Source organism: Anaerosporobacter sp. (genome assembly GCF_031551385.1).
Taxonomy (GTDB): Bacteria; Bacillota; Clostridia; order Lachnospirales; family Lachnospiraceae; genus Anaerosporobacter.
In genome coordinates this window covers 1-25884 of sequence record NZ_JAVBNS010000138.1, presented here as the reverse complement: position 1 = coordinate 25884, position 25884 = coordinate 1, and the positions used below count along the sequence as shown (strand labels likewise).

General features: G+C 32.3%; 24 protein-coding genes and 1 tRNA gene. 15 read left to right on the top strand and 10 right to left on the bottom strand.

Features of this window, described 5'->3' with window-relative positions; translation table 11 throughout:
* Positions 1-323: 323 nt before the first annotated feature.
* From RMR19_RS11540 to dnaA, 9 genes are all read right to left on the bottom strand, one after another.
* Positions 324-411 (bottom strand) — tRNA-Ser (locus RMR19_RS11540).
* A 326-nt stretch (positions 412-737) separates the two neighbouring features.
* A complete protein-coding gene (locus RMR19_RS11535) occupies positions 738-1286 on the bottom strand; it encodes a Fe-S-containing hydro-lyase (protein WP_310603636.1) in 549 nt (182 codons plus the stop codon).
* A 91-nt stretch (positions 1287-1377) separates the two neighbouring features.
* A complete protein-coding gene (locus RMR19_RS11530) occupies positions 1378-2220 on the bottom strand; it encodes a fumarate hydratase (RefSeq protein WP_310603635.1) in 843 nt (280 codons plus the stop codon).
* 494 nt (positions 2221-2714) lie between these two features.
* Positions 2715-5288: a DNA gyrase subunit A gene (gene gyrA, locus RMR19_RS11525; RefSeq protein WP_310603634.1), complete on the bottom strand. Its 2574-nt coding sequence runs from the start codon at positions 5286-5288 to the stop codon at positions 2715-2717.
* Positions 5289-5310: 22 nt separating this feature from the next.
* The gene (gene gyrB / locus RMR19_RS11520) at positions 5311-7221 is read right to left on the bottom strand and encodes a DNA topoisomerase (ATP-hydrolyzing) subunit B (protein ID WP_310603638.1); all 1911 of its coding nucleotides are present in this window, start codon (positions 7219-7221) and stop codon (positions 5311-5313) included.
* Between the two features lie 36 nt (positions 7222-7257).
* Positions 7258-8355 (bottom strand): DNA replication/repair protein RecF, encoded by a 1098-nt coding sequence (recF, locus tag RMR19_RS11515; RefSeq protein WP_310603633.1) that lies wholly within the window; start codon positions 8353-8355, stop codon positions 7258-7260.
* 11 nt (positions 8356-8366) lie between these two features.
* On the bottom strand, positions 8367-8576 hold the full coding sequence (locus RMR19_RS11510) for an RNA-binding S4 domain-containing protein (RefSeq protein WP_310603632.1): 210 nt from the start codon (positions 8574-8576) through the stop codon (positions 8367-8369).
* 40 nt (positions 8577-8616) lie between these two features.
* Complete coding sequence (gene dnaN, locus RMR19_RS11505) at positions 8617-9726, bottom strand: DNA polymerase III subunit beta (protein WP_310603631.1); 1110 nt, start codon at positions 9724-9726, stop codon at positions 8617-8619.
* Between the two features lie 260 nt (positions 9727-9986).
* A complete protein-coding gene (dnaA, locus tag RMR19_RS11500) occupies positions 9987-11351 on the bottom strand; it encodes a chromosomal replication initiator protein DnaA (RefSeq protein ID WP_310603630.1) in 1365 nt (454 codons plus the stop codon).
* Positions 11352-11900: 549 nt separating this feature from the next.
* On the opposite strand from dnaA, the gene rpmH reads away from it, so the two are divergent.
* From rpmH to RMR19_RS11455, 9 genes are all read left to right on the top strand, one after another.
* A complete protein-coding gene (gene rpmH / locus RMR19_RS11495; RefSeq protein WP_310603629.1) occupies positions 11901-12035 on the top strand; it encodes a 50S ribosomal protein L34 in 135 nt (44 codons plus the stop codon).
* A 95-nt stretch (positions 12036-12130) separates the two neighbouring features.
* Entirely contained in the window at positions 12131-12478 is a 348-nt protein-coding gene (gene rnpA, locus RMR19_RS11490) for a ribonuclease P protein component (RefSeq protein ID WP_310603628.1), read from the top strand.
* Positions 12478-12690 carry a membrane protein insertion efficiency factor YidD gene (yidD, locus tag RMR19_RS11485; RefSeq protein WP_310603627.1) on the top strand — a complete coding sequence of 71 codons (213 nt, stop codon included), beginning with the start codon at positions 12478-12480 and terminating at the stop codon, positions 12688-12690. The genes rnpA and yidD overlap by 1 nt, the downstream gene beginning before the upstream one ends.
* Positions 12691-12711: 21 nt before the next feature.
* A complete protein-coding gene (locus tag RMR19_RS11480; protein ID WP_310603626.1) occupies positions 12712-13971 on the top strand; it encodes a YidC/Oxa1 family membrane protein insertase in 1260 nt (419 codons plus the stop codon).
* A gap of 2 nt (positions 13972-13973) precedes the next feature.
* On the top strand, positions 13974-14756 hold the full coding sequence (gene jag / locus RMR19_RS11475; protein WP_310603625.1) for an RNA-binding cell elongation regulator Jag/EloR: 783 nt from the start codon (positions 13974-13976) through the stop codon (positions 14754-14756).
* Between the two features lie 84 nt (positions 14757-14840).
* The gene (gene mnmE / locus RMR19_RS11470; protein WP_310603624.1) at positions 14841-16217 is read left to right on the top strand and encodes a tRNA uridine-5-carboxymethylaminomethyl(34) synthesis GTPase MnmE; all 1377 of its coding nucleotides are present in this window, start codon (positions 14841-14843) and stop codon (positions 16215-16217) included.
* Positions 16218-16268: 51 nt separating this feature from the next.
* Positions 16269-18152, top strand: coding sequence for a tRNA uridine-5-carboxymethylaminomethyl(34) synthesis enzyme MnmG (gene mnmG / locus RMR19_RS11465; protein WP_310603623.1), 1884 nt, complete (start codon positions 16269-16271; stop codon positions 18150-18152).
* A gap of 11 nt (positions 18153-18163) precedes the next feature.
* The gene (rsmG, locus tag RMR19_RS11460; RefSeq protein ID WP_310603622.1) at positions 18164-18883 is read left to right on the top strand and encodes a 16S rRNA (guanine(527)-N(7))-methyltransferase RsmG; all 720 of its coding nucleotides are present in this window, start codon (positions 18164-18166) and stop codon (positions 18881-18883) included.
* A gap of 39 nt (positions 18884-18922) precedes the next feature.
* Positions 18923-19381, top strand: coding sequence for a GNAT family N-acetyltransferase (locus RMR19_RS11455; RefSeq protein WP_310603621.1), 459 nt, complete (start codon positions 18923-18925; stop codon positions 19379-19381).
* 150 nt (positions 19382-19531) lie between these two features.
* On the opposite strand, the gene RMR19_RS11450 is transcribed toward RMR19_RS11455, so the two are convergent.
* Positions 19532-20479: an alpha/beta fold hydrolase gene (locus RMR19_RS11450; protein ID WP_310603620.1), complete on the bottom strand. Its 948-nt coding sequence runs from the start codon at positions 20477-20479 to the stop codon at positions 19532-19534.
* A 382-nt stretch (positions 20480-20861) separates the two neighbouring features.
* Between RMR19_RS11450 and RMR19_RS11445 the strand changes: the two genes are divergently transcribed.
* The 6 genes from RMR19_RS11445 to RMR19_RS11420 form a co-directional block, all read left to right on the top strand.
* On the top strand, positions 20862-21923 hold the full coding sequence (locus tag RMR19_RS11445) for a sensor histidine kinase (RefSeq protein ID WP_310603619.1): 1062 nt from the start codon (positions 20862-20864) through the stop codon (positions 21921-21923).
* Between the two features lie 33 nt (positions 21924-21956).
* Entirely contained in the window at positions 21957-22601 is a 645-nt protein-coding gene (locus RMR19_RS11440; RefSeq protein ID WP_310603618.1) for a response regulator transcription factor, read from the top strand.
* Between the two features lie 357 nt (positions 22602-22958).
* The gene (locus RMR19_RS11435) at positions 22959-23726 is read left to right on the top strand and encodes a ParA family protein (RefSeq protein ID WP_310603617.1); all 768 of its coding nucleotides are present in this window, start codon (positions 22959-22961) and stop codon (positions 23724-23726) included.
* Position 23727: 1 nt separating this feature from the next.
* Complete coding sequence (locus RMR19_RS11430; protein WP_442871540.1) at positions 23728-24642, top strand: ParB/RepB/Spo0J family partition protein; 915 nt, start codon at positions 23728-23730, stop codon at positions 24640-24642.
* 62 nt (positions 24643-24704) lie between these two features.
* The gene (locus RMR19_RS11425) at positions 24705-25217 is read left to right on the top strand and encodes a DUF4446 family protein (protein ID WP_310603616.1); all 513 of its coding nucleotides are present in this window, start codon (positions 24705-24707) and stop codon (positions 25215-25217) included.
* 66 nt (positions 25218-25283) lie between these two features.
* A partial coding sequence (locus tag RMR19_RS11420) for an HD-GYP domain-containing protein (protein WP_442871539.1) occupies positions 25284-25884 on the top strand: 601 nt, incomplete at its 3' end.

Below are 25884 nucleotides of genomic sequence, written 5' to 3'. Positions count from 1 at the left end.
ATTTAGTTTTGATCTTTCGTTCAGAATCAACTAACCAAACTGGCTATTTGTTTCCGTTTTTAAAGTAAGTTTCCTTACTTTGTTACTGTGTACTAAAAGTACATATATTTTTTGAAAATCTTTTGCATCACTTTGTGATACATTTAGAATTTTCAGGGTTGTTTTATTATTCAGTTATCAAAGTTCATTTTTGTTTTTCGCTTCATGCCCTGCGGCGTGTCAGCGAATAATAGTTTATCACATTCATTCTTGCTTGTCAACACTTTTTTCAAAATATTTTTTCAAGTTTTTTGAATGTTTCACATTCACACATAAATTAAAAACGGAGAAAGAGGGATTTGAACCCTCGCGCCGCGCAAACGACCTACACCCTTAGCAGGGGCGCCTCTTCAGCCTCTTGAGTATTTCTCCTCATCTGAACTATAGTGTTCATTATTTAATTTAATGCGTCGAACGCAAGAACTAGTATATCAGAGGTTAACTGCTTTGTCAACGCCTTTTTCATATTTTTTTTAAATATTTTGAATTTTTCATAAAACATATTCATATATGCGCTTCTTCAAGCTATATTACTAGTTATTTATCATTCTTTTTTATACATGTTACAGTATTTCCATATAGTTGATACATTATTCATACGAATTAAAGAAGACCCTTACTGTTACTCCTAACATTTATATGAATAGAACCCTTAGCCTTACAGTATACGTACATAGCTTAGATTAAACAGTAATGAATTATCTACAATATTCCTTAACTGCTTCTTCGTATAGATTATTTCCCTTGCAATCAATTACTACTATAGCAGGGAAATCATTCACTTCTAGTTTTCTAATTGCTTCTGTACCAAGATCATCATATGCAATTACTTCAGATTTTGTTATACATTTTGATAAGACAGCCCCTGCTCCTCCTACTGCTGCAAAGTAAACAGATGTATTATCTTTAATCGCTGCTATTACTTCATCGTTTCTTTTCCCCTTACCTATCATACCTTTTAAACCATGTTGAATAAGCAAAGGCGTATATTTATCCATTCTACTACTTGTAGTTGGCCCTGCTGAACCAATAACTTTACCTTCCCTTGCTGGTGTAGGCCCTAAGTAGTAAACAATATTGTTTGTTAAATCAAAAGGAATCTCTTCCCCCTTTAATAGACTTTCATATAATCTTTTATGCGCGGCATCTCTCGCTGTATATATCGTACCAGAAATATATACATAATCTCCTGCCTCTAATGACTGTACAACTTCATTGGATAAAGGTGCTTCTATTTTTTTATTCATTTTAGTTTATGTATATCACAAGACTAACTTATATTATTACCTATGTAAATTAGCTTTTCCAATATACTACTCCTTTCATAATATTAACTCCCTACAATACACGATGTGAATGTCTATTTACATGACAACATATATTAATGGCAACTGGTAGTCCTGCTATATGAGTTGGATATGTCTCAACATTAACGCCTAATGCTGTTACTCTTCCCCCTAAACCAGCTGGGCCAATACCAAGATTATTGATACTTTCTAATAATTCTTCTTCTAACTCTTTTACATATGCTATTGTAGACTTATCTTCAATATTACGAGTTAATGCTTTTTTTGCAAGTAAGGTGCATTTTTCAAAGCTTCCACCTACTCCTACACCTACTACCATCGGAGGACAGGCGTTTGGACCAGCTAATTTTACAGTTTCTAAAACTGCTGCCTTCACACCTTCGATACCATCTGCTGGTTTTAGCATATATACACGACTCATATTTTCACTTCCGAAGCCTTTTGGAGCTACTGTAATCTCTATGTTTTCACCTGAAACAATTTCATAATGAATAATACCTGGTGTATTGTCCTTTGTATTTTCACGGATTAATGGATCTTTTACTACTGATTTTCTTAAATAGCCTTCTTTATATCCTTGACGGATTCCTTCATTAATGGCATCTTCAAGATTCATACCTTCAATATGTACATCCTGTCCTATCTTTATAAATATAATTGCCATTCCTGTATCTTGACAAATTGGTATTAACTCTTCCCTTGCAATATTAATATTTTCTTCTAATTGCCCTAGAATTTGCTTTCCTATTGGTGATTCTTCTTTTTCTGGTGCACTAATAATTGCATTTTCCATATCCTTGGATAAACTATAATTTGCTTCAATACACATTTCTTTTATATTACTAATAATTGTATCCGTGTGAATTACTCTCATTTTTCTCCATGCATATTACAAACTTACTTGTAATACTGCTATCAATAAGTTGAAAGAAAGCAATGCATGGCTCCTTTCATAATATTTAAAATTCTTTCAACCTTGTTTCATTTAAATTATATATAATTTCTATTACTTGGATGCTTACTTTATTTATAAATATATCATATATTTTAATGACGCTCAAGCAAACACACTCAAATTCTTTATATTTATGCATATTTATGTTACTGTTCACACGCAATATCCCGCAAGGTGTTTTTTGTGAGTGCAGCGAAGCGAAAGTCACAGAAAACCCGAGAATAGTCAAGAATCCAGCCCCTTCGCCGAAGGCGAACTCTAAATGGGCTGGATTCCGTTACTGTGAACGTTTTGTGTGAACAGTAACATATTTACTGCATAATAAGTGTATGGTTTGTATAATTCTATCTAAATATAAAAAAAGAGTGAATTATATAACCATAGGTTACTTTATTCACTCTTTCTTATCATTGTTATTCTTTTATATTCTCTTCTGAATCTACGTCTGTGGATTCAACTATAATCTCACTATCTGCATCTTCAGCTTCTTCTTCTAACTGCTGCTCTAATTCCTTTAAAAGATCTTCTTCTGTTGCGTTGTCACTTTCTCTTACTTTAGCAAAACTAGCAACCTTAACATCTTTTTCTACATCAATGTCAATTAATTTAACACCAGATGTAATTCTTCCAAGAACAGAGATTCCACCAACAGCTAGACGAATGATAATTCCCTCTGTTGTAATAATAATAATTTCATTATCCTCATCAACAGCTTTTACGCCAATTACTTCGCCTGTTTTTTCTGTTGTTTTATAACATTTAACACCTTTACCACCACGATGTTGTACTGTGAATTCTTCCATGTCAGTACATTTACCCATACCATACTCAGACACGAATAATAGATATTTACCTTGGGTATTCAATTGCATTCCTACAATTTCATCGTCATCAGATAAATTCATACCAATTACACCCATTGACGTTCTGCCAGTAGGTCTTACATCTTCTTCGTTAAATCGTATACAGATACCATTCTTTGTTACTAGAAGAATATCTTTCTTTCTATTTGTTGATTTTACTTCAATTAATTCATCGTCTTCTCGTAGATTAATTGCTTGTAAACCAGACTTTCTGATATTCTCATATTCCTTTATAACCGTTTTCTTAACGATACCTTTCTTTGTTGCCATGAATAGGTATCGATTATCCTTATACTCACGTAATGGAATAATCGCTGTAATTCTCTCTTCTGGTAATAGCTGCAATAAGTTAACGATAGCAGTACCTCTAGCGGTTCTACTTGATTCTGGTATCTCATATGCCTTTAGACGATACACACGACCTTTGTTCGTGAAGAACATAATATAATGATGTGTCGTCGTCATTAATAGATCTTCGATGAAATCTTCATCTATCGTTTGCATACCCTTAATACCTTTGCCTCCACGATGTTGACTCTTGAAATTATCAACAGTCATTCTCTTTATGTAGCCAAGGCGAGTCATCGCGATTACTGTATTTTCCTTTGGAATTAAATCTTCCATGACTAAGTCATATTCATCAAATCCAATCGATGTTCTTCTATCATCACCATATTTATCACGGACAAATGTTAACTCTTCTTTAATTACAGTAAGAAGTTTATTATTATCCGCTAGGATTGCTTTATATCCTTCAATTCTTTCTTCTAACTCTTTCAATTCATTCTCAAGTTTTTCTCTCTCTAAACCTGTAAGAGCACGAAGTCTCATATCAACAATTGCTTGTGCTTGAACTTCCGACAATCCAAAACGCTCTTGTAATCGTTCTTTTGCAATTGCTACATTCTTTGAAGAACGAATGATACTAATTACTTCGTCAATATTATCAAGAGCAACCATTAAACCTTTTAATATATGTGCTCTTTCTTCTGCTTTGTTTAAGTCATATTGTGTACGACGTGTGATTACTTCTTCTTGATGACGTAAGTAGTACTTTAACATATCATGCAAATTAAGAACCCTTGGCTCGTTGTCAACAAGTGCTAACATAATTACTCCAAATGTATCCTGTAATTGCGTATGTTTATATAATTGATTTAATAATACATTTGCATTCACATCTTTACGAAGTTCAATACAAATTCTCATACCTGTACGGTCAGATTCATCACGTAATTCTGTGATTCCATCAATCTTCTTATCACGTACAAGTTCTGCTATCTTCTCTATTAATCTTGCTTTATTAACCATGTACGGTAATTCTGTAACAACGATACGATTTTTACCATTATTCATCGGCTCAATATCGGTAATGGCACGTACACGAATTTTACCTCTACCAGTACGGTATGCTTCCTCAATTCCTCTTGTTCCTAGGATTGTTGCACCTGTAGGAAAATCTGGACCTTTTACGATTTGAAGTAATTCTTCAATGGAAGTATCACGGTTCTCCTCAACACGATTATCAATTAATTTGATAACTGCATTAACAATTTCATGTAGATTATGAGGTGGAATATTTGTTGCCATACCTACCGCAATACCCGATGTTCCATTTACTAAAAGGTTTGGGTATTTGGATGGTAATACAACTGGTTCTTTTTCTGTCTCATCAAAGTTTGGTGTAAAATCTACTGTGTTTTTGTTAATATCAGAAAGCATTTCCATTGAGATTTTACTCAAACGTGCTTCTGTATAACGCATGGCTGCTGCCCCATCACCATCGACAGAACCAAAGTTACCATGTCCATCTACTAATGGATATCTAGTAGACCATTCCTGTGCTAAATTAACTAAAGCACCATATATTGAACTATCGCCATGTGGATGGTACTTACCCATTGTATCACCAACGATACGGGCACATTTACGGTGTGGTTTATCCGGACCGTTATTTAATTCGATCATGGCATATAGAATTCTTCTTTGTACCGGTTTTAAACCGTCTCTAACATCTGGTAAAGCTCTTGCTGCGATTACTGACATGGCATAGTCAATATATGACGTCTCCATTGTCTTCTTTAAATCGACCTCATGAACTTTATCAAAGATATGTTCGTCCATTTCTATTCCTCCATAATTATGATTAGATATCTAGATTCTTAACATATTTCGCATTTGCTTCAATAAACTCTCTTCTTGGCTCAACTTTATCACCCATAAGCGTAGTAAAAGTCAAGTCAACTTCAGAAGAAGTCTCTTCATCAATTGTTACACGTAATAGGATACGTTTTTCCGGATCCATTGTTGTATCCCATAATTGGTCCGCATCCATTTCACCAAGTCCTTTGTAACGTTGAATCTTATTATTCGTATCACGACCAATTTCAACTAAAATTTTATTTAACTCTTCATCACTATATGCATAATATGATTGTTTGTTTTTCTCAACCTTATATAGAGGTGGCTGTGCCAAATAAACATAACCCTGTTTTATTAATTCAGGCATAAAACGATACAAGAATGTTAATAATAAAGTACTAATATGAGCTCCATCAACATCGGCATCTGTCATAATAATAATTTTGTGATAACGTAATTTACTTATATCAAAATCATCTGAAATACCTGTTCCAAATGCTGTAATCATCGCTCTGATTTCATTATTTACTAATATTTTATCAAGACGTGATTTTTCAACGTTAAGTATTTTACCTCTTAATGGTAGAATTGCTTGTGTCGCACGAGATCTTGCTGTCTTAGCAGAGCCACCAGCGGAATCCCCTTCTACGATGTAGATTTCACAGTTCTTTGGATCTTTATCAGAACAATCTGCTAATTTACCAGGAAGGCTCATGCCTTCTAATGCAGTTTTTCTACGTGTTAAATCTCTTGCTTTTCTTGCTGCATCTCTAGCACGTTGTGCCAAAATTGATTTTTCACAAATTGTTTTTGCAATACTTGGATTCTGCTCAAGGAAGTAAGTAAGCTGTTCACTTACTACGGAATCAACCGCACCTCTTGCTTCACTATTACCAAGTTTTTGCTTTGTCTGTCCTTCAAATTGAGGTTCTCCAATTTTTATACTGATGATTGCTGTTAAACCTTCACGAATATCTTCACCAGATAAATTCGCTTCGTTCTCTTTTAAGAACTTCTGTGTTCTAGCATAATCATTAAATGTTTTTGTAAGGGCATTCTTAAATCCTGCAAGGTGAGTACCACCTTCTGGAGTTGTAATATTGTTTACGAAGCTATAGCAATTTTCTGTATATGACTCATTATGTTGCATTGCAACTTCTACATATACATCATCTTTTTTTCCTTCACAATATAATATGTTTTCATATAAAGGATCTTTATGGCGATTTAAGTATTGTACATACTCTTTAATACCACCTTCATAGTGAAATTCTCTTACCTTTTGTTCTTCTTCTCTGTCATCTCGTAGAATAATTTTAAGATTCTTTGTTAAAAAAGCCATTTCTCTTAGTCTTTGTCTTAATACTTCATAATCATAAATAGTCTCTTCGAAGATTTCTTTATCAGGAAGAAATGTTACCACAGTACCTGTTAATTCTGTTTCACCAACTACTTTTAATGGATAAGCTACTTTTCCACGTTCAAAACGTTGGTTATAGATTTTCCCATCAGAATGAATGTTTACTTCTAACCATTCAGATAACGCATTAACTACTGAAGCACCTACTCCATGTAGTCCTCCCGATACTTTGTATCCTCCACCGCCAAACTTACCACCAGCATGAAGAATTGTAAATACTACTTCTACTGTAGAAATTCCCTTTTTACGATTAATACCAGTAGGAATACCTCTACCATTATCTTTAACAGTAATGGAATTATCTTTGTTAATTGTAACGTCTATCGTATCACAAAAACCACCAAGTGCTTCATCAACCGCATTATCTACAATTTCATATACAAGATGATGTAAACCTTTTGACGCCGTACTACCAATATACATACCTGGTCTTTTCCTTACAGCTTCTAAACCTTCAAGAATCTGTATCTGATCGGCACCATATTCTGTACTCATTTCTGTACTCATAACTTTCCTCCTAATTTTATATCATTAATTAAGTAATTCGTTTTCTGCAATTACACTTCCTTCTTCTACTTTATATAATTTATCTATCTGAAAACGGTTAGTAACAAACTCTTCTAAGCCTGTACACGTAATCATTGTCTGAATTCCCTCAATACTATTTAACAAATAATTTTGCCTGTTTCGATCTAATTCTGATAATACGTCATCTAGTAATAGTATTGGGTCATCTTTTATTGTTTGTTTTACTAACTCAATTTCTGCAAGTTTTAATGAAAGTGCTGCTGTTCTTTGCTGCCCTTGAGAACCATACTTTCGAATATCAATATCTTTTATTACAAAACAAATGTCATCGCGATGAGGCCCGACACTTGTTTGTTTATAAAATATATCTTTTTCTCTCTGCTTCTCTACTTTCATTTCCATATCTTCTACGAGAACATTTGGCTCATATTGAACGATCAGTTCTTCTTTACCGCCAGATAACTTCTTATGTATGTCATATACAATCTCATTTAACTCAAATATAAACTGTTTTCTTCGCTCAATAATTCGCTTTCCAAATTCACAAAGCTGTATGTCCCATATACTAAGTGTTTCCATTAATTCTGGTTTGAAACTTATTTGTTTCAATAAATTATTACGTTGGTTAATTATTTTACTATAATTTGTCAAATCAGAAAGATATAACTTATCTAACTGGCATAATTCAAAATCAATAAATCTCCTACGGTCACTTGGCCCATTTTTGATAATGCTCAAATCCTCTGGTGAGAAAAATACTAGATTAATTAATCCAAAGAGCTCGCTGGACTTTCTAATTGGTAGTCCGTCAATCGCTACACCCTTTGGCTTATTCTTTTTCAAATGCATATCAATTCGATGTACAAGTTCATTTTTCTCTATAAACATACGAATATGAGATTCATCCTGAGTTAATTGAATCATTTCTTTATCTTTACTGCCTTTGTGTGACTTTGTCGTACCAGCTAAATACACTGCTTCTAGTATATTCGTCTTACCTTGTGCATTATCTCCATACAATATGTTAGTACCTTTTTTAAAACTTATAGATAATGTATTATAATTTCTAAAATTACTTAACTCAAGTGACTTAACAATCATGATTACACCAACTATTTCTCAATCTTAACTTGCTCTCCATCGTATTCAACAATATCTCCATCAACTAATTTTTTGCCACGTTGATATTCTACTTCATTGTTTACTTTGACAAGACCATCCTGAATTACGAATTTGGCATCTACACCAGATCCTACTAATCCACCCGCTTTTAATGCCTGTCCTAACTTAATATAATCTTCTCTTAATTTAATTATTTCCATTGTAGTAACATGCTCCTTTCAAAAAATGTAGCCAACTACTTTATACAGCTCCACTAAAATTAACTGGTAAAATTAAATATACATAGGTTTCTTCTTTATCACGGATAAAACATGGAGCTTTGGGATTAAATAGATAAATATCAATTTCTTCATCATCAATAACACGTAATGCATCAATTAAGAACTTAGGATTAAATCCTATAAGGATATCTTTACCTTCTTTACGAATATCGATTTCCTCGTTCATAGAACCAATAGAAGAGTTAATTTTTAACTCTAAATCAGAATCAGTAATATTTACAATAATCGGTTTTTTCTCAGATTCTTTTACTAATAGGGTAGCACGGTCTATACAGCTTAAAAATTCTTTCTTGTTAATCGTAACTTTTGTTTCATAGTCATTTGATAACATCTGGTCAATCTTATAAAATTCACCTTCTATTAACCTTGACAAAACAGTCGTTTTATCAAATTCAAATAAAATATGTTTATCAGAAATATATATTTGTAATTCATCAGCGATTTCTCCTGATAATATCTTACTTATTTCAATAAGAGTTTTACCTGGTACGATTACTTTTGTAGCATCATACTCTTGGTTTAACTTAATTTTTCTGATTGATATTCTATGACCATCCAAAGATACCACTTTTAATTCATCGCTTGCTATCTCAAATAGTTCACCAGTCATGATTTTATTACTTTCATTATCCGCAATCGAAAATACAGTTTGACGAATTACTTCTTTTAAAGAAAACTGTGATAATATAATCGGTTTATTTTTAACAATTGGAGGTAGACTAGGAAACTCTTCTGAAGACTTCCCTAATATCTCAAATTTAGATTTCTCACATGTGATTGTAGCTTTGAAATTATCATCTGTTTGGATGGTTACATTATTCTCTGGTAACTTACGTATAATCTCTGAGAAGATTTTAGCACTAATAGCGATAACACCTTCTTCAACTATTTCACCATTAATGATTGTTTCAATAGCTAATTCCATATCATTCGTAATTAATTTGATTTGGTTTGATGTAACTTCTATAACGATACATTCAAGAATTGGCATTGTTGATTTAACAGATACTGCTTTTAATGCAATGTTAACTCCATTAAGTAAATCGCTTTTTGAACAAACAATTTTCATGTTGTGTATAACTCCCTTCAGGATAAAATGCAAATATAATATATAAATACTTAGTAGTATTAGTAGTAGGGGCTGTTAATTTGTTAATAAGTGTAGTTTTGCTGATTAGTAAGCTAGTTTAAGCCCATAACAACTATGTTAATAATTCATTTTCATATTGAGTATAAACTTGAAGTTATTAACAAGGGGTAAAAATAATAAAAATAATACACACAAAAATAACAGGTTATTAACAATGGAATGTGAATAACTTAAAACACCTACTGAGGGTTAATCTTTTTATTTAAAACTTCCATTGTGTTTTGAAGAGTAGAATCCTTCTCAAGATCATTAGTTATCTTATCGATACCATGCAAAATCGTTGTATGATCACGGTTTCCAAGCCTTTTGCCAATGTCAGCGAGTGACAATTCAGTAAGCCTGCGAGAGAGATACATACAGATCTGTCTTGGATAAGAGATGTTTTTACTCTTTTTTGATGAGTAGATATCAGATTGTGAGAGACTAAAGTGTTCGGATACCATCTCAACAATTAACTCTACGGTGATTTCTTTCTTATTATTAGGCGAAATCAAATCTTTTAGCACTTTTTCTGCTAGTTCCACTGTTACATCTTTCTTCTCAAGTCTAGAAAAAGCCACAATCTTAGTAAGTGCGCCTTCTAATTCACGAATATTGGATTTAATATTTGTGGCGATATACTTCATAACTTCATTATCAATCTGTAGACCATCCAATTCTTCTTTCTTCTTTAAGATTGCCATTCTAGTCTCATAATCAGGAGATTGAATATCAACTGTAAGACCCCATTCAAAGCGGGAACGAAGACGTTCTTCTAATGTTTCAATATCTTTTGGTGGCTTATCCGAAGATATAATAATCTGCTTCTTTGATTCATGTAGTGTATTAAATGTATGGAAAAACTCTTCTTGAGTACTTTCCTTACCTATAATGAATTGAATATCATCAATAAGCAATACATCAATATTACGGTACTTTTCACGAAACTCTGCTGTTGATGAATTCTCACTTCTATTACGAATCGCATCGATAAGTTCATTCGTAAATGTTTCACTAGTTACATACAATACCTTGCTAGCAGGGTTATGTTCTAATATAAAGTGAGCAATCGAATGCATTAAGTGGGTCTTTCCTAATCCAACACCTCCGTATATAAAGAGAGGGTTGTATACTTCAGCAGGGGATTCTGCTACTGCCAATGATGCAGCATGAGCAAGATTATTATTAGTACCTACAACAAAAGTGTCAAAAGTATAACGTGGATTTAGGAATGGATATTTGTTTTTTTGTACGGAGTTCATTTGGTTACTGTTTTCTGATTTGGATAGTTTCTTAGCTTCATTAGGAAGAACAATAGCGATTTCATAGTTTTTCCCTGTTATTTCTTCAATTGCAACTTTAATCGGTATACCATACTTCTTACTTATAAAACTAACTCCGTCTTTACCTAAATCAGGATTACTTAATATAGTAATTAAATCATCTTCTACGTCATATACTTTTAAAGGTGCTAACCAAGTACGAAAAGAAACGTCTGTTATATCATGCATAAGCTTAACAGACATTAAAATCTCGTCCCATTTTTCTTGAATTATGTTTTTCATCATAATCCCCCTAATTATAAATTTTCATATAACTATATATTATAACAAGATTGTTAAATTTTCAATGGCTAACTAGACAAAATCTGTTGATGATGTGGACAAACTTTGGTAAAATAGCATTTGACCATCCGAATTCCACGGTTTATCCACGAACCATCCAAATTAATTCACATCCATGTGCATAACAAATTAAAAGTATAAACATCCTTCGAATATATTGCAAATTAAATGTTTTTTTGGATGGTGAAGAAGAAATCAACTCAAAATCAAGAAGTTATCCACAAGTTATCCACAAATTGTTGATAACTTCTTGGATGGTGGATGTGGATATAGCTTTTCTATTGATTTTTCCACATATGAGCCACAAACCATCCAAAACGTTGTGTAAAACACATCTCTTTATAGAAAATGTTGAAGCAAAAAATTCAAATAATACTTGACGGAATGAATGATTGCTACTATAATAAACGTGATATTGTAATTTATCTTATGATAGAGTAAATACGCTTACTATGAAAAGTTAGGTATAATTAAGGAGGTGTTTGGTTCATGAAAATGACATTCCAACCAAAAAAGAGATCAAGAGCTAAAGTTCATGGTTTCAGAAAAAGAATGAGCACTGCTAATGGTAGAAAAGTTATTGCTAGCAGAAGAGCAAAAGGAAGACATAAATTATCAGCATAGGTCGCAGTATTGTGACCTTTTTTCTCTATAGAACGGCTCTTTACGGGCTGCTCTTAGGGTGTTAAGAGAGAAAATTATTCTATTAATAGGGGATTTTGAAATTGTCAGAATCATTGAAAAGTAATAAAGAATTTCAGTATGTATATAAGAATGGAAAATCGTTTGCTAATAAATATTTGGTTATGTATATAGTAAAAAATGATTTAGATACATTACGATTAGGAATATCGGTTAGTAAAAAAGTAGGCAATAGCGTTGTTAGACATCGTGTAACAAGGCTTATTAGAGAAAGTTTTCGATTGAATGATTACAAGTTTAATAGTGGTTTAGACGTAGTAGTAATTGGAAGAGCGGGAGCAAAGGGAAGAACTTATCAGGAAATAAGTAGCGCAGTGTACCATCTGTGCAAACTTCATAAAATCATAAAAGAGATGAATGAGTAGTGAAAAAAATATTGATATTTCTTATAAAAATATATAGAAAATATATTTCACCCCTAAAAGGAAGGCCTACTTGTATATATACGCCTACCTGCTCTTTGTATGCAATGGAAGCACTACAGAAATATGGTGCTATAAAAGGGACATACCTTGCAGTAAGAAGAGTATTGAGGTGCCATCCATTTGCAAAGGGTGGTTATGATCCGGTTCCTTAAAGTTATGAGGAGGAATAATAATTGATTAATTTATTTTTAACAAAATCGCCTGGTATGTTAAGTCCGATTACGAATCTACTTGGATGGATATTGAATGTAATATATGAATTTGTAGATTTATTTGGACTAGGGAATGCGGCACTTTGTATTGTACTATTCACGTTTTTAGTAAAATCGTTAATGATTCCATTAACAATTAAGCAACAGAAGTTTAGTAAGATTTCATCAAAGATGAATCCTGAGTTAATGAAAATTCAAGAGAAATATAAGGGAAAACGTGATGAAGATTCCATGAGAAAGCAACAACTTGAGACGCAAGCTGTATATCAAAAGTACGGTGCAAGTCCAGCAAGTGGTTGTCTTCCAATGTTAATTACGTTACCAATTATGTTTGCGTTATATAGAGTTATCTATAATATTCCAGCGTATATTAATGATATATATGCTTTATATGCGAACGTTGCAGCTGATTTACAAAAAGTGTCAGGTTTGGAGAATATTTTAAAGGATAATTTTAATGTAACTGGACTAGTTGCTAATGATGCTGGTAGTTTTACTATTAATTCAATTATTGATGCGTTATCTAAGCTTACAACTGGAAACTGGTCAGAATTAGCAAGTCAATTTCCTTCATTAGCGGATACAATAAATTCTGCATCAAAAAGTATTATGCATATCAATTCATTTTTCGGTGGATTGAATATTGTAGACAATCCGATGTCAAAAATGTGGCCAGGCCTTATTATACCAATTCTTGCGGTTGCAACACAATGGTATTCTACAAAGCAAATGACAGCTTCAAATGGTATGGATCAAAATGCACCAGGTTCTTCTATGATGAAGGGTATGAATACGTTTATGCCACTAATGTCAGGTGTTTTCTGTTTGACTTTACCAATTGGTGTTGGTATTTACTGGGTAGCGGGTGCAGTATTCCAAATTATTCAACAATTTGCTATCAATAAGTATTTTGAAAAGATTGACCTTGATGTATTAGTTGAGAAGAGTGTTGAAAAAGCTAAAAAGAAGAAAAAGCACGTTGATTATGAAAAGACATTAGAGGAATTAGCTAAGAAGCAGACAAAAACGCTTGGCGACAAAGCTGGAAATTATAATAATGCCCCTAAAAAGAGTACTATTAGTAGTAAAGCTAACTCTAATATTAGTAGTGATAAAGAAGATAGTACAACAACAAAGCCGAATACAAACTACAAAGCAGGTAGTATTGCTGAGAGAGCGAATATGTTGAAAGGGAATAACTCAGGTAAGGGGGACAAGTAATCATGAATGAGTGGATTGAGGTTACGGCAAAGAACGTCAATGAAGCATTGACAGAAGCATTAATTAGACTTGAGACTACAAGTGATAACGTGGAATATGAAGTACTTGAAAAAGAATCAAATGGAATTCTAGGTCTATTTAGTAAACCTGCCAAGATAAGAGTTCGTAGTAAGAAAACAATAGAAGGTGTTGCAATTAACTTTTTGAAGAAAGTATTCAATTCTATGAATCTTGTTGTTGAGATAAAAGTTGATTATAACAAAGAAGATGGTTATGTTAATATTGATTTAAGTGGAGAGGATATGGGAGTTCTTATTGGTAAAAGAGGACAAACATTAGATTCTTTACAATATTTAGTAAGTCTTGTTGTTAATAAAGAAAGCAATAGCTATCTAAAAGTTAAAGTTGACACGGAAAACTACCGTGAAAGAAGAAAAGAAACACTTGAAAATCTTGCAAAAAATATAGCATATAAAGTTAAGAGAACGAAACATCCTGTATCACTTGAGCCAATGAATCCTTTTGAAAGAAGAATTATTCACTCTGCACTTCAAAATGATAAATATGTGGAAACACATAGTGAAGGGGAAGAGCCATACAGAAAAGTTGTTGTTACACTTAAAAAGTATGTAAAAGATTATAAAGGTGGCTATAATAAAGATTATAGTTACAAAAAGGATTACAAGAAGGACTATAAAAGAGAGTACCGAAAAGATTACAAAAAAGATTACAGCAAAAACTATGGAGCGAATGAGTCTTCAACAGTTACTGTAACAGAAGAATAGAATTATGGGGCTGTAGCAAAAATCATATAATTTAAGATTTTGCAACAGCCCCTATTATAGATTTAGAAAGGATTGTGTAAAACAGTGAAAACAGATACAATCGCTGCAATTACTACTGGAATGACGAATGCTGGTATTAGCATTGTTAGAATGAGCGGTGATGAAGCATTAGAAATTATAGATAAGATTTATTGTTCTCCTAAGAAGAATAAAAAGCTTTCGGAAGCAGCAAGTCATACGGTTCATTATGGTTATATTTTGGATGGTGAGCAGACAATAGATGAAGTTATGGTTCTTATTATGAAAGGGCCGAATTCCTATACGAGAGAAGATGTCGTTGAGATTGATTGTCACGGTGGAGTCGTAGTAACAAAGAAGATATTAGAAACGGTTATTAAGTATGGAGCGAGAGTTGCAGAACCAGGTGAATTCACAAAGCGAGCTTTTGTTAATGGAAGAATTGATTTATCACAAGCGGAAGCTGTAATTGATGTTATCAATGCAAAGAATGAATACGCATTAAGTAGTTCAATGAGTCAACTTAAGGGAAATATTTTAAATAGAATAAAAGAGATAAGGGATAATGTTATCCATGATGTTGCATTTATTGAGGCGGCACTTGATGATCCCGAACACATTGAAATTGGCAATTTTTCTGAAACATTATTAAGTAATGTTGAGAAGAATATTAATATATTAGATAAGTTATTAGAGTCAGCAGATAATGGACGATTGCTTCGTGAAGGTATTAAAACTGTAATTGTAGGGAAACCGAATGCAGGAAAATCCTCTTTGATGAATGTATTATTAGGGGAAGACAGAGCGATTGTAACCGATATTGCGGGAACGACGAGAGATACTTTAGAAGAGACGATTTCTATCCATGGTATTACACTTAATATTATTGACACGGCGGGCATTCGTGATACGGAAGATGTGATTGAAGAAATTGGTGTTAAAAAGGCAAAAGAAAATGCAGAAGATGCAGATTTAATTATCTATGTCGTGGATGGTTCGATAGATTTGGATCAAAATGATTATGATATTATTGAGATGATAAAAGATAGAAAATGTATTGTTTTGTTAAATAAGACAGATTTAGATTCTAAGATTACCGATAGCCAATTAGAATCATTAACAGGTAAAACTGTAATTAGGATTTCTGCTAAAGAGGGTACTGGAATTGAAGAGTTTGAGGCTTGTATTAAAGATTTATTCTACGAGGGGAAACTTAATTTCAATGATGAAGTTTATTTAACAAATATAAGACATAAAGCTGCGATTGTTGAATCAAGAGAGAGTTTAGAGCAGGTAAAACAAAGTATACTGGATGGTATGCCGGAAGATTTCTATTCCATTGATTTGCTAAGTGCTTATAATTCGCTTGGTTATATTATTGGTGAAATGGTTGATGATGACTTGGTTAATACAATATTCAAAGAATTTTGTATGGGAAAATAAATGATAGATGATCGATGGATGGTCTAGATAAAAAGGAAACGAGGAAGGATTATGTCATATACGTATGAAGATTACGATGTTGTTGTCGTAGGAGCTGGACATGCAGGTTGTGAGGCAGCTTTAGCTAGTGCAAGACTATCACTTAATACAATAATGTTTACCGTAAGTGTAGATAGTATTGCTTTGATGCCTTGTAATCCTAATATAGGGGGAAGTTCTAAGGGACATCTTGTAAAAGAGATTGATGCGCTTGGTGGAGAGATGGGCAAGAACATTGATAAAACATTTATACAATCAAAAATGTTAAATAAATCGAAAGGTCCTGCCGTACATTCGTTGCGTGCACAGGCTGATAAGCAAGGCTACAGCAGTGAGATGAGAAGAATCATTGAGAATACACCGAATCTTACTGTGAAACAGGCTGAAGTATGTGAAATTTTGGCTGAGGATGGTCATGTCACTGGTGTTAAGACTTATTCGGGTGCAATCTATCCTTGTAAGGCTGTAATATTGGCTACAGGCACGTATTTGAAGGCAAGATGTATCTACGGTGATGTTAGTAATTATACAGGCCCTAATGGGCTTTCCTCAGCGGATCATTTGACAGATTCGTTAAAGAGTCTTGGTATTGAGATTCAACGATTTAAAACAGGAACTCCAGCGAGAATTGATAAGAGATCAATTGATTTTAGTAAGATGGAAGAGCAAAAGGGTGATGAAGAGGTTGTTCCATTCTCATTTACAAACAAGAGAGAAGATATTGAGAGAGAGCAAGTATCTTGCTGGTTAACATATACGAATGAGGAAACACATAAAGTTATTAGAGAGAATTTAGATCGTTCGCCATTATATTCTGGTGATATAGAGGGAACAGGGCCTAGATATTGTCCATCGATAGAGGATAAGGTTGTTCGTTTTGCAGATAAAGATAGACATCAGGTATTTATTGAACCAGAGGGTAATTATACGAATGAGATGTATGTAGGTGGTATGTCGAGTTCGTTGCCAGAAGATGTTCAGTATAAGATGTATCGTAGCGTTTCTGGACTTGAGAATGCTAAGATTGTTAGAAATGCTTATGCTATTGAATATGATTGTATTAATCCAAATCAGTTAAAGGCTACACTTGAATTTAAGAATATTGATGGGTTATTCAGTGGTGGTCAATTTAATGGTAGTTCAGGTTATGAAGAAGCTGCAGCACAAGGTTTAGTAGCTGGTATTAATGCAGCATCTAAAGTTTTAGGGAAAGAACAGATTGTATTAGACCGTTCGGAATCTTATATCGGCGTATTAATTGATGATTTAGTAACAAAAGAGAATAAAGAGCCATATCGTATGATGACTTCTAGATCAGAATATCGTCTATTATTAAGACAAGATAATGCGGATTTACGATTAAGTAAAATTGGTCATAAAGTTGGATTAATTGATGATGAGCGTTACGAAAGTCTTTTACTAAAAGAGAAACAGATTAAAGAAGAGATAGAGCGTCTGGAGAATGCGAATATTGGTGCAACGAAAGAAGTTCAAGAATTACTTGAGTCAAGCAGTAGTACTCCTCTTAAAACAGGAACTACATTGGGCGAACTAATTCGTAGACCGGAACTTTGCTATGAAGTTATCGCTCCAATTGATAGAGGACGATGTGAATTACCACGAGATGTAATAGAGCAGGTTAATATTAATATTAAGTATGAAGGATATATCAAGAGACAATTAAAGCAGGTAGAGCAGTTTAAGAAGTTAGAAGGAAAGATAATTCCTGAAGATATTGATTATGATGATGTTCACAGTTTACGTCTTGAAGCGAAACAAAAATTGTCGTTAGTGAAACCACACTCAGTAGGGCAAGCATCCAGAATCGCAGGAGTATCACCAGCGGATATATCTGTTTTATTAGTTTATCTATCATCATTTCATGGGAAGAAGTAGTAGGAGTAAGTATGAGTAGAGAAGATATTTTAATACAAGCAGCGAAAGATCTTGATATTACGTTATCGGAGTTGCAAGTTAGCCAATTTATTAAATACTATGAAATATTAGTTGAATGGAATTCATTTATGAATCTCACTGGTATTACAGAGTATGATGAAGTAGTAGTAAAGCATTTTATAGATAGCTTATTGATTGTAAAAGCATTCGATTTATCAAATACGAAGTCAATGATTGATGTAGGTACAGGAGCAGGATTCCCTGGTATCCCTTTGAAGATTATATATCCAGAAATGCAGGTAGTACTGCTTGATTCTTTGAACAAGAGAATTAAGTTTTTAAATGAAGTGATTGGCCAATTGGGGTTATCTAAGATTGAGACCATCCATGGAAGAGCTGAAGATTTCGGAAGAGATAAGAAATATAGAGAGAAGTTTGACTTGTGTGTATCTAGGGCGGTAGCAAACCTTGCTACATTATCAGAGTATTGTATTCCTTTTGTGAAAAAGAATGGTTACTTCATTCCATTTAAGTCTGGAAAGATTACGGAGGAAGTAACAGAGGCTAAAAAAGCTGTAAAGGTATTAGGTGGTAAACTAGAAGAAGTAAAACCGTTAGTGCTTCCGAATACAGATATAGAACGTTCCTTTGTTATGGTTCACAAGACAGAGAATACAAGCAAGGTATATCCTAGAATGGCAGGAAAACCATCCAAAGAACCATTAAAGTAGGACAACATCGTCCTAACAGATATAGATGATACCATCCATATGAAAGAAGGAAAACTCATGTTAGAGGGAAGATATTTATTATTTGGAGATGATTATGGCGATGTTATTAAAGTAAGAAATCAATGCCTAGATGTGGATTGTAATAGTAATGATTCAATGGATAGCGAGGCGATACATGTTATTGTGTATGAGAATAACCATCCAATAGCATGTGGTCGTATGCTAATTAGAGGAGAGGATTTTTTATTTGATCGTATCTATGTGATAGAGAGTAAGAGAAGAAATAGAGTTGGTGATTTTGTAGTACGATTATTGATTGAGAAAGCAAATTTAATGTGTGCAGAAGACGTATTAGTATCTTGTAAAGAGGATAGCAGAGTATTCTTTGAATCAATAGGTTTTAGAGAGAGAAGAGACCTATGTGATAGGAATAAGGATCAGGTCAATATGTGTTTGAATTTAGAAACTTTTTTGAATAAGAAGTCATGCTGTAAATAACGAAAATATGGTATTGTAATACCTATTGTATTAAAGAAGAGGCTGTCGCAGAATGAAATTAAACTACAAGGTGCAGTGATATTTTTTTAATAACATCACTGTATACCGTAAGAAATCTCATTTTACGTTAGCCTCTTTTACCCTGTGCAATTATATAAAGATAGAAATAAGGTTACATAATTGTTCTGGATTTTCTAACCAAGGAAGTCCTTTTGCATGTGGTATTACATCGGTTTCTATTGATGGGTTAAGTTCTGTATATTCACTGAAAATCTCTTCATAGTTAGCATATCCATCACCTGTCACAAAGTAAATACTATTGTTAATTGATTTAAGCGAATGTGTGACATTTAGGTTTGTGAAATAACATCTTATACTAGCATCAACATATTTTGCAGCTTCACCACCTAGATGAGCAGCTTCATTTCGTGATAAAATGTAGTTTTTCGTTATGATAGATGGTTGACTGACCTGACTTAGTAATTGCTTAGAAAGACTTGTCTTGCTATATGATACATTGAAAATACTTGTTCCTATTAGATATGATTCTAATATCTTTTTGTTTATCTTATGATTTTTATGAGGAATGCAATTTAATGTTTTAATACTTGGTGTATTAATAAACATTAATTTATTAATCATATTAGGGCTGTAGTTGCAAACTGTAAGACCAATCGTTGTAGATTTACCAACACAAACTAAATTAGTTTTCTGTTTAATTACGGTTGTAATAAAATCGGTTACTAATTGAACAAATAAAAAATTAGTATATGTTATCTTTGGTTTATCAGATTTACCGAATCCTATCAAATCGATAGTATAGACAGTATAGTTTTTTTCTAATTTACTAATTAAAGATCTAAATTCATAGCTTGATTGACTTGCATCCAAATCATGAATTAATAATATTGGTGTACCTTGTCCACTTTTTGTATAATAAATTTTTCCAAAACGCCACTCAAAGTAATTACTATTTGGTAAGTACAGTTTTTCATGTTTAGAAGCAAGATGAAAAACTAATTTATTAATAAATATACCGATTGAAGCAATCGCTAATGCAGCTAATATAGCAATGGAAAACTTTTTGTTTTTTTTCAACGTATATCCCTCTTTCTGATTTTATTAAAATTAATTTTTAAAAATAGACTCATTAAGTTATAAGAAAAAACCTTATTGTTTCTTATAAGTTATATTATATGCTAAATTGTTGGGACTTACAATTAGTTTTTGTACTTTAAATAATATATGTAGATAGAGTTTTATTTAGTACTTTATAGAATAGTTGCATATATTTGATAGGTGATAACATATCAAATTAAAAAAAATAAACAAATTAAGATTTTGCAAAAAAAATTCCTTTAATAATTTAGTTTTCTGTTATATTATAATATATATACTGTTTAAATTGATACCTAATTTGTAAATAGTACGATGTTATGGAAACGTTTTGCAAAATGCAGTTAATATGTGAGGTAGTCTAATGGGTGAAATCATTAAAAAGAAAAATACATCAGTACAAGGTCCATTAAGTGAGATTGCTGAGAATTTATTGAAGGATACAAAAAAAGAAAAAAATTCTTTACTAATCTCTATTCATGAAGTGCAAACTAATATAGATATATTACAGAAAAATATTTTGACATATCATAAGGAACAATTAGACAAGAGTAGTGATAGATTTAAAGTTGGGTTAGGAAGAGAAGATTGCGAATGTAAAATAATGGAAGAAAAATTAAAAAGTGATTTGTCTATCGTTGAAGAGTTGCAAAAATGCTATAATAAGACATTATCAAAAGAACAGGATTTAATTCGATTAAACGATTATATTAAAAATAGCTGTATTTGTGATTCTAATGATTTCTTAGGGGGAGTAAACGAAGATGTTAATGGACTGAAGTTGCTTGAGACACAAGAAATTGAGAGAAAACGTATTGCTAGAGAGTTACATGATTCCCCAGTGCAAAATTTAACGACACTAATACACAAGACGGAACTTTGTACTAGATTAGTTGATTTAGATCCAATACGTGCTAAACTTGAGTTACAAACTATGATAGGTACAATAAAGACAACAATAAATGATATGAGAAATATTATTTATGATTTACGACCTATGTCTTTAGAAGATTTAGGTTTAGTTATAACTGTTAAGAGATATATAAAACAATTTATTGATAGTACAACGATGAAAGTAATATTAAACGTTGAGAATGAAAGGAAAGTGAAATCAGATATTATTGATTTAACATTATTTCGGATTATTCAAGAAGCTTGTAATAATGCAGTGAAACATGCAGATGCAAGTGTCATTCATATAGATTTGATTTATCAAGAAGAGGGTATTGAACTAGTTATTGAAGATAATGGTTGTGGAGTTGATAATAACGCTAAGAGGGAAGCGAAAAACGAAGCAGATAAATCATTATCAGGTTTTGGACTATCTATGATGAAAGAAAGAGTGGGGCTTTTATCAGGAAAAATCGATATAAGATCAGTTATTAATGAGGGAACAAAGATAAGTGTGTATGTACCAACTAATTAAATATTAGAATTAAGTTTTAAAGGAGAACAAAGAATGAAACCTGTGAATATTATTATAATTGATGATCATTCGTTAGTCCGAGAAGGAATTAAGCAACTACTAGAGTTAGACGGGGAAATTAAAGTTATCGGGGAAGCTAGCAATGGAGAAGAAGGTATTGAATTAATTAAGAGTGTGACGCCAGATGTGGTTCTACTTGATATTAATATGCCTGTTATGAATGGACTTCAGATGTTACAAAAACTTAAGGAATGCGACATAAAAGAAAAGATATTGATATTAACGATACATAATGAAATTGAATATTTGGCTAAGGCAGTAGAGATTGGTGTTAATGGTTATGTATTAAAGGATTCTGATTCAGAAGTGTTGAAAAAAGCAATATTTACAATTTATGAAGGTGAAACATATATTCAACCTAATTTAGCACCTTTATTAAATGAGAAACTTACATCACCAGATGATAATTCTGTAATTAATGATCTTACTAGGAGAGAGCTTGAAGTATTAAAGCTTTTGGCGGAAGGCTTATTTAATAAAGAGATAGCATTTAAATTAGAAATTAGCGAAAAGACTGTAAAAAATCATGTTTCGAATATATTTAAGAAGATTCAAGTATTTGATCGTACACAAGCAGCAGTATTTGCCATAAAGAATAATTTAGTTGACTTGTTTTAATTATTAGGAATAAGAAAGTAAATTGACATAATGAAGTTTATTCAATAATTACTTGAACATAGAACTTATGTAAATACCCTTAGGAATATTTGTATTCTTGAGGGTGTTTTTTTGCAAGTGTGAAAATATTGTTAGTTTTGTGTTGCTGTGAACGTTTTCTGTGAACAGTAACAGAATTGTAATGTTTCACGTGAAACATTTTTAGTATGCTAGTTGAATACTATTTCTAAAAATGCTATAATTAGTATGGTTATTTGTAGCTTGACGAATTTATACTTCTGAATAGTTATATTGATAGAGTAACTTAAGGGGTTAATCCTTACTAGTTATTCAATATGGAAATATGGAGGTGAAAAAATGGGAAGAATAATAGCAGTCGCTAATCAAAAAGGTGGAGTTGGTAAAACTACAACCGCTATTAATTTATCTGCTTGCTTAGCAGAACAAGGAAAGAAGATTTTAACTATTGATATTGATCCACAGGGAAATACTTCAAGTGGATTAGGAATAGACAAAAATAATCTGGAAAACACAGTTTATGAATTGATGATTGGCAGTTGCGAGTTAGAAGATTGTATTATACCAAGTGTATGTGAGAACTTATATGTTCTACCATCCAATGTTAATCTTGCTGGAGCAGAAATTGAATTAATTGGTATTAACGATAAGGAATACATACTAAAGTCTTATATTGATAAAGTAAGAGACAATTATGATTTTATAATAATTGATTGCCCACCTTCATTAAATACATTAACAGTAAATGCTATGACAACAGCAGATACAGTTCTTGTACCAATTCAATGTGAATATTATGCATTGGAAGGTTTGACTCAATTGATACATACAATTAATTTAGTTAGAGCTAGACTAAATCCTGATTTAGAGATTGAAGGTGTTGTTTTTACAATGTTTGATGCAAGAACAAATCTTTCTTTGCAAGTTGTTGAAAATGTAAAGGAAAATCTTCAACAGAATATATATAAATCGATTATACCTAGAAATGTACGTCTTGCTGAAGCACCAAGTCATGGTAAGCCTATTAATATGTACGATTCAAAATCAGCAGGAGCTGATGCATATAGAGATTTAGCACGAGAAGTAATAGAAAGAGGTGAACTATAAGGTGGCAGCAGGAGCTAGAGGACTAGGAAAAGGTCTTGACTCAATGATTCCACAAAAAGTTATTCAACCAAAGAGTAATAAAGAGGAATTAAAGTCTAAAAAGGAAACAGGAGATGTTTCACGTGAAACATTAATTAATATTAATCAGATAGAACCAAACAAATCACAACCAAGAAGAAACTTTAATGAGGATACTCTTCATGAACTGGCAGAATCTATTAAGTTATATGGCATAATTCAACCATTGATATTACAAAAGAGGGACAAGTATTATGAGATAATAGCTGGTGAAAGAAGATGGAGAGCTGCAAAAGTTGCTGGATTAAAAGAAGTACCTGCAATTGTTAAAGAGTATAGTTCTCAAGAAATTGTAGAAATAGCTCTTATAGAAAATATTCAAAGGGAAGATCTTAATCCAATTGAAGAAGCCTTGGCATTCCAAAAACTAATTAATGAATATAAATTGAAACAAGATGAAGTAGCAGAACGTGTATCTAAGAGTAGAACAGCGATAGCAAACTCGATGAGATTACTAAAGTTAGATGAGCGTGTTCAACAAATGCTTATTGATGATATGATATCAAGTGGTCATGCAAGAGCTTTGATTTCTCTTGAAGATGGAGAGTTGCAATATCAGGTTGCAACGAAGATATTTGATGAAAAACTTAGTGTTCGTGATGTGGAAAAACTTGTTAAAAAGTTGTTAGAGCCTAAAAAAGAAGAAGAAACAACGGAAAAAGGCAAAAATCTTGATTTTATTTATCGTGATATAGAAGAAAAGATAAAAGAGATTATTGGTAGTAAAGTTCAAGTAAAACAAAAATCAGAGGATAAGGGAAAAATCGAAATTGAATATTATTCAAAAGACGAATTTGAACGTATAATTGAATTATTTCAGACAATTAGAAAAAATTAATGTAGAAAATAATTTAACTATTGCGTAAGTTTAGGAAACTGATTATGTAGAAAGGATAAGTTATGGAAGTATTTGATAGTATAGGGTTAGACATAGGGTATGTCCTTATTGGTGTAATAGGAATTACATTAATCATAGGAATTATATGTATTGTGCTACTTTGCAAAGTACATTCTTTAAAGAAAAAATATAAAAGCTTTATGTCTGGAAGCTCAATGGAAAGTTTAGAAGATGAAATCACGAAAAGATTTCAAGAGATTAGTAATCTACAAGCATCCACAAAAGTAGTGCAAGACCAAGTTTCACGAGTAGAAGATACATTAAAAGTTGTGTATCAAAAAGTAGGTATTGTAAAATACGACGCATTTAGTGAAATGGGTGGTAAGTTAAGTTTTGCATTAGCGTTACTAACAGAAGAAAACGATGGATTCTTGTTAAATTCTATGCATAGCAGCAGGGAAGGTTGCTATACATATATAAAAGAAATAATAAAAGGGGAATCTTTTGTCATATTATCAGAAGAAGAAAAGACAGCATTAAAGCAAGCAATTGAAAGTAAGAGCTTACATGCTTAAAAAATAGTCCTATTGTAGCATTGAAAAAAAAGTAAAAATAGTACATTATAGTATTAGGGTGATAATATGGTGAAAATACAAAATTCTAATATGACAAGAAGTGTTAATGTTAAAAGCTTAAAAGGTAATGAGATTTTAGGAAAAGATATTTTATCTGAATCTGGAATTATATTAATGTCAGAAGGCACAATTGTGAAGAAAGAATATATTGAAAAGCTGATTGAACTTGGCATAAGAAATATATTTATTAGAGATAGACTTGCAGAGGGCGTTAGAGTTGATGAATTAACAGAGATTAAAATCAAGGAGCAATGCCAGGAAACTGTAAAGGAAACAATTGAACGATACTTTTTCAGTGATAATTCAGAACTAGAGAAATTGAAATTTGTGGCGGACGATATTATATTTGATATTTTAAGTGAGCCTGAAATCATGTTTAATATATCGGGTGTCCGTGAGAAAAATGAACAAACTTATTCACATTCCGTCAATGTATGTGCGCTATCTGTATTAATAGCGTTAAAATTGAAATTATCAAAAGATAAAATTAGAGATATCGCAATAGGAAGTCTATTGCATGATATAGGTATTAATTATTTGAATTTTGATATGCAAAACGAAACATACGAAGAAATCTACAATGACGAAAATAAAATGAGAGAGATGA

Coding starts and splice junctions, on each gene's coding strand:
- rsmG (WP_310603622.1), top strand. CDS start 18,164: ATGAGTAGAGAAGATATTTTAATACAAGCAGCGAAAGATCTTGATATT.
- gyrA (WP_310603634.1), bottom strand. CDS start 5,288: ATGGACGAACATATCTTTGATAAAGTTCATGAGGTCGATTTAAAGAAG.
- RMR19_RS11530 (WP_310603635.1), bottom strand. CDS start 2,220: ATGAGAGTAATTCACACGGATACAATTATTAGTAATATAAAAGAAATG.
- mnmG (WP_310603623.1), top strand. CDS start 16,269: ATGTCATATACGTATGAAGATTACGATGTTGTTGTCGTAGGAGCTGGA.
- rpmH (WP_310603629.1), top strand. CDS start 11,901: ATGAAAATGACATTCCAACCAAAAAAGAGATCAAGAGCTAAAGTTCAT.
- RMR19_RS11435 (WP_310603617.1), top strand. CDS start 22,959: ATGGGAAGAATAATAGCAGTCGCTAATCAAAAAGGTGGAGTTGGTAAA.
- gyrB (WP_310603638.1), bottom strand. CDS start 7,221: ATGAGTACAGAATATGGTGCCGATCAGATACAGATTCTTGAAGGTTTA.
- recF (WP_310603633.1), bottom strand. CDS start 8,355: ATGATTGTTAAGTCACTTGAGTTAAGTAATTTTAGAAATTATAATACA.
- RMR19_RS11455 (WP_310603621.1), top strand. CDS start 18,923: ATGAAAGAAGGAAAACTCATGTTAGAGGGAAGATATTTATTATTTGGA.
- RMR19_RS11510 (WP_310603632.1), bottom strand. CDS start 8,576: ATGGAAATAATTAAATTAAGAGAAGATTATATTAAGTTAGGACAGGCA.
- RMR19_RS11440 (WP_310603618.1), top strand. CDS start 21,957: ATGAAACCTGTGAATATTATTATAATTGATGATCATTCGTTAGTCCGA.
- jag (WP_310603625.1), top strand. CDS start 13,974: ATGAATGAGTGGATTGAGGTTACGGCAAAGAACGTCAATGAAGCATTG.
- dnaA (WP_310603630.1), bottom strand. CDS start 11,351: ATGAAAAACATAATTCAAGAAAAATGGGACGAGATTTTAATGTCTGTT.
- dnaN (WP_310603631.1), bottom strand. CDS start 9,726: ATGAAAATTGTTTGTTCAAAAAGCGATTTACTTAATGGAGTTAACATT.
- RMR19_RS11425 (WP_310603616.1), top strand. CDS start 24,705: ATGGAAGTATTTGATAGTATAGGGTTAGACATAGGGTATGTCCTTATT.
- RMR19_RS11535 (WP_310603636.1), bottom strand. CDS start 1,286: ATGAATAAAAAAATAGAAGCACCTTTATCCAATGAAGTTGTACAGTCA.
- RMR19_RS11445 (WP_310603619.1), top strand. CDS start 20,862: ATGGGTGAAATCATTAAAAAGAAAAATACATCAGTACAAGGTCCATTA.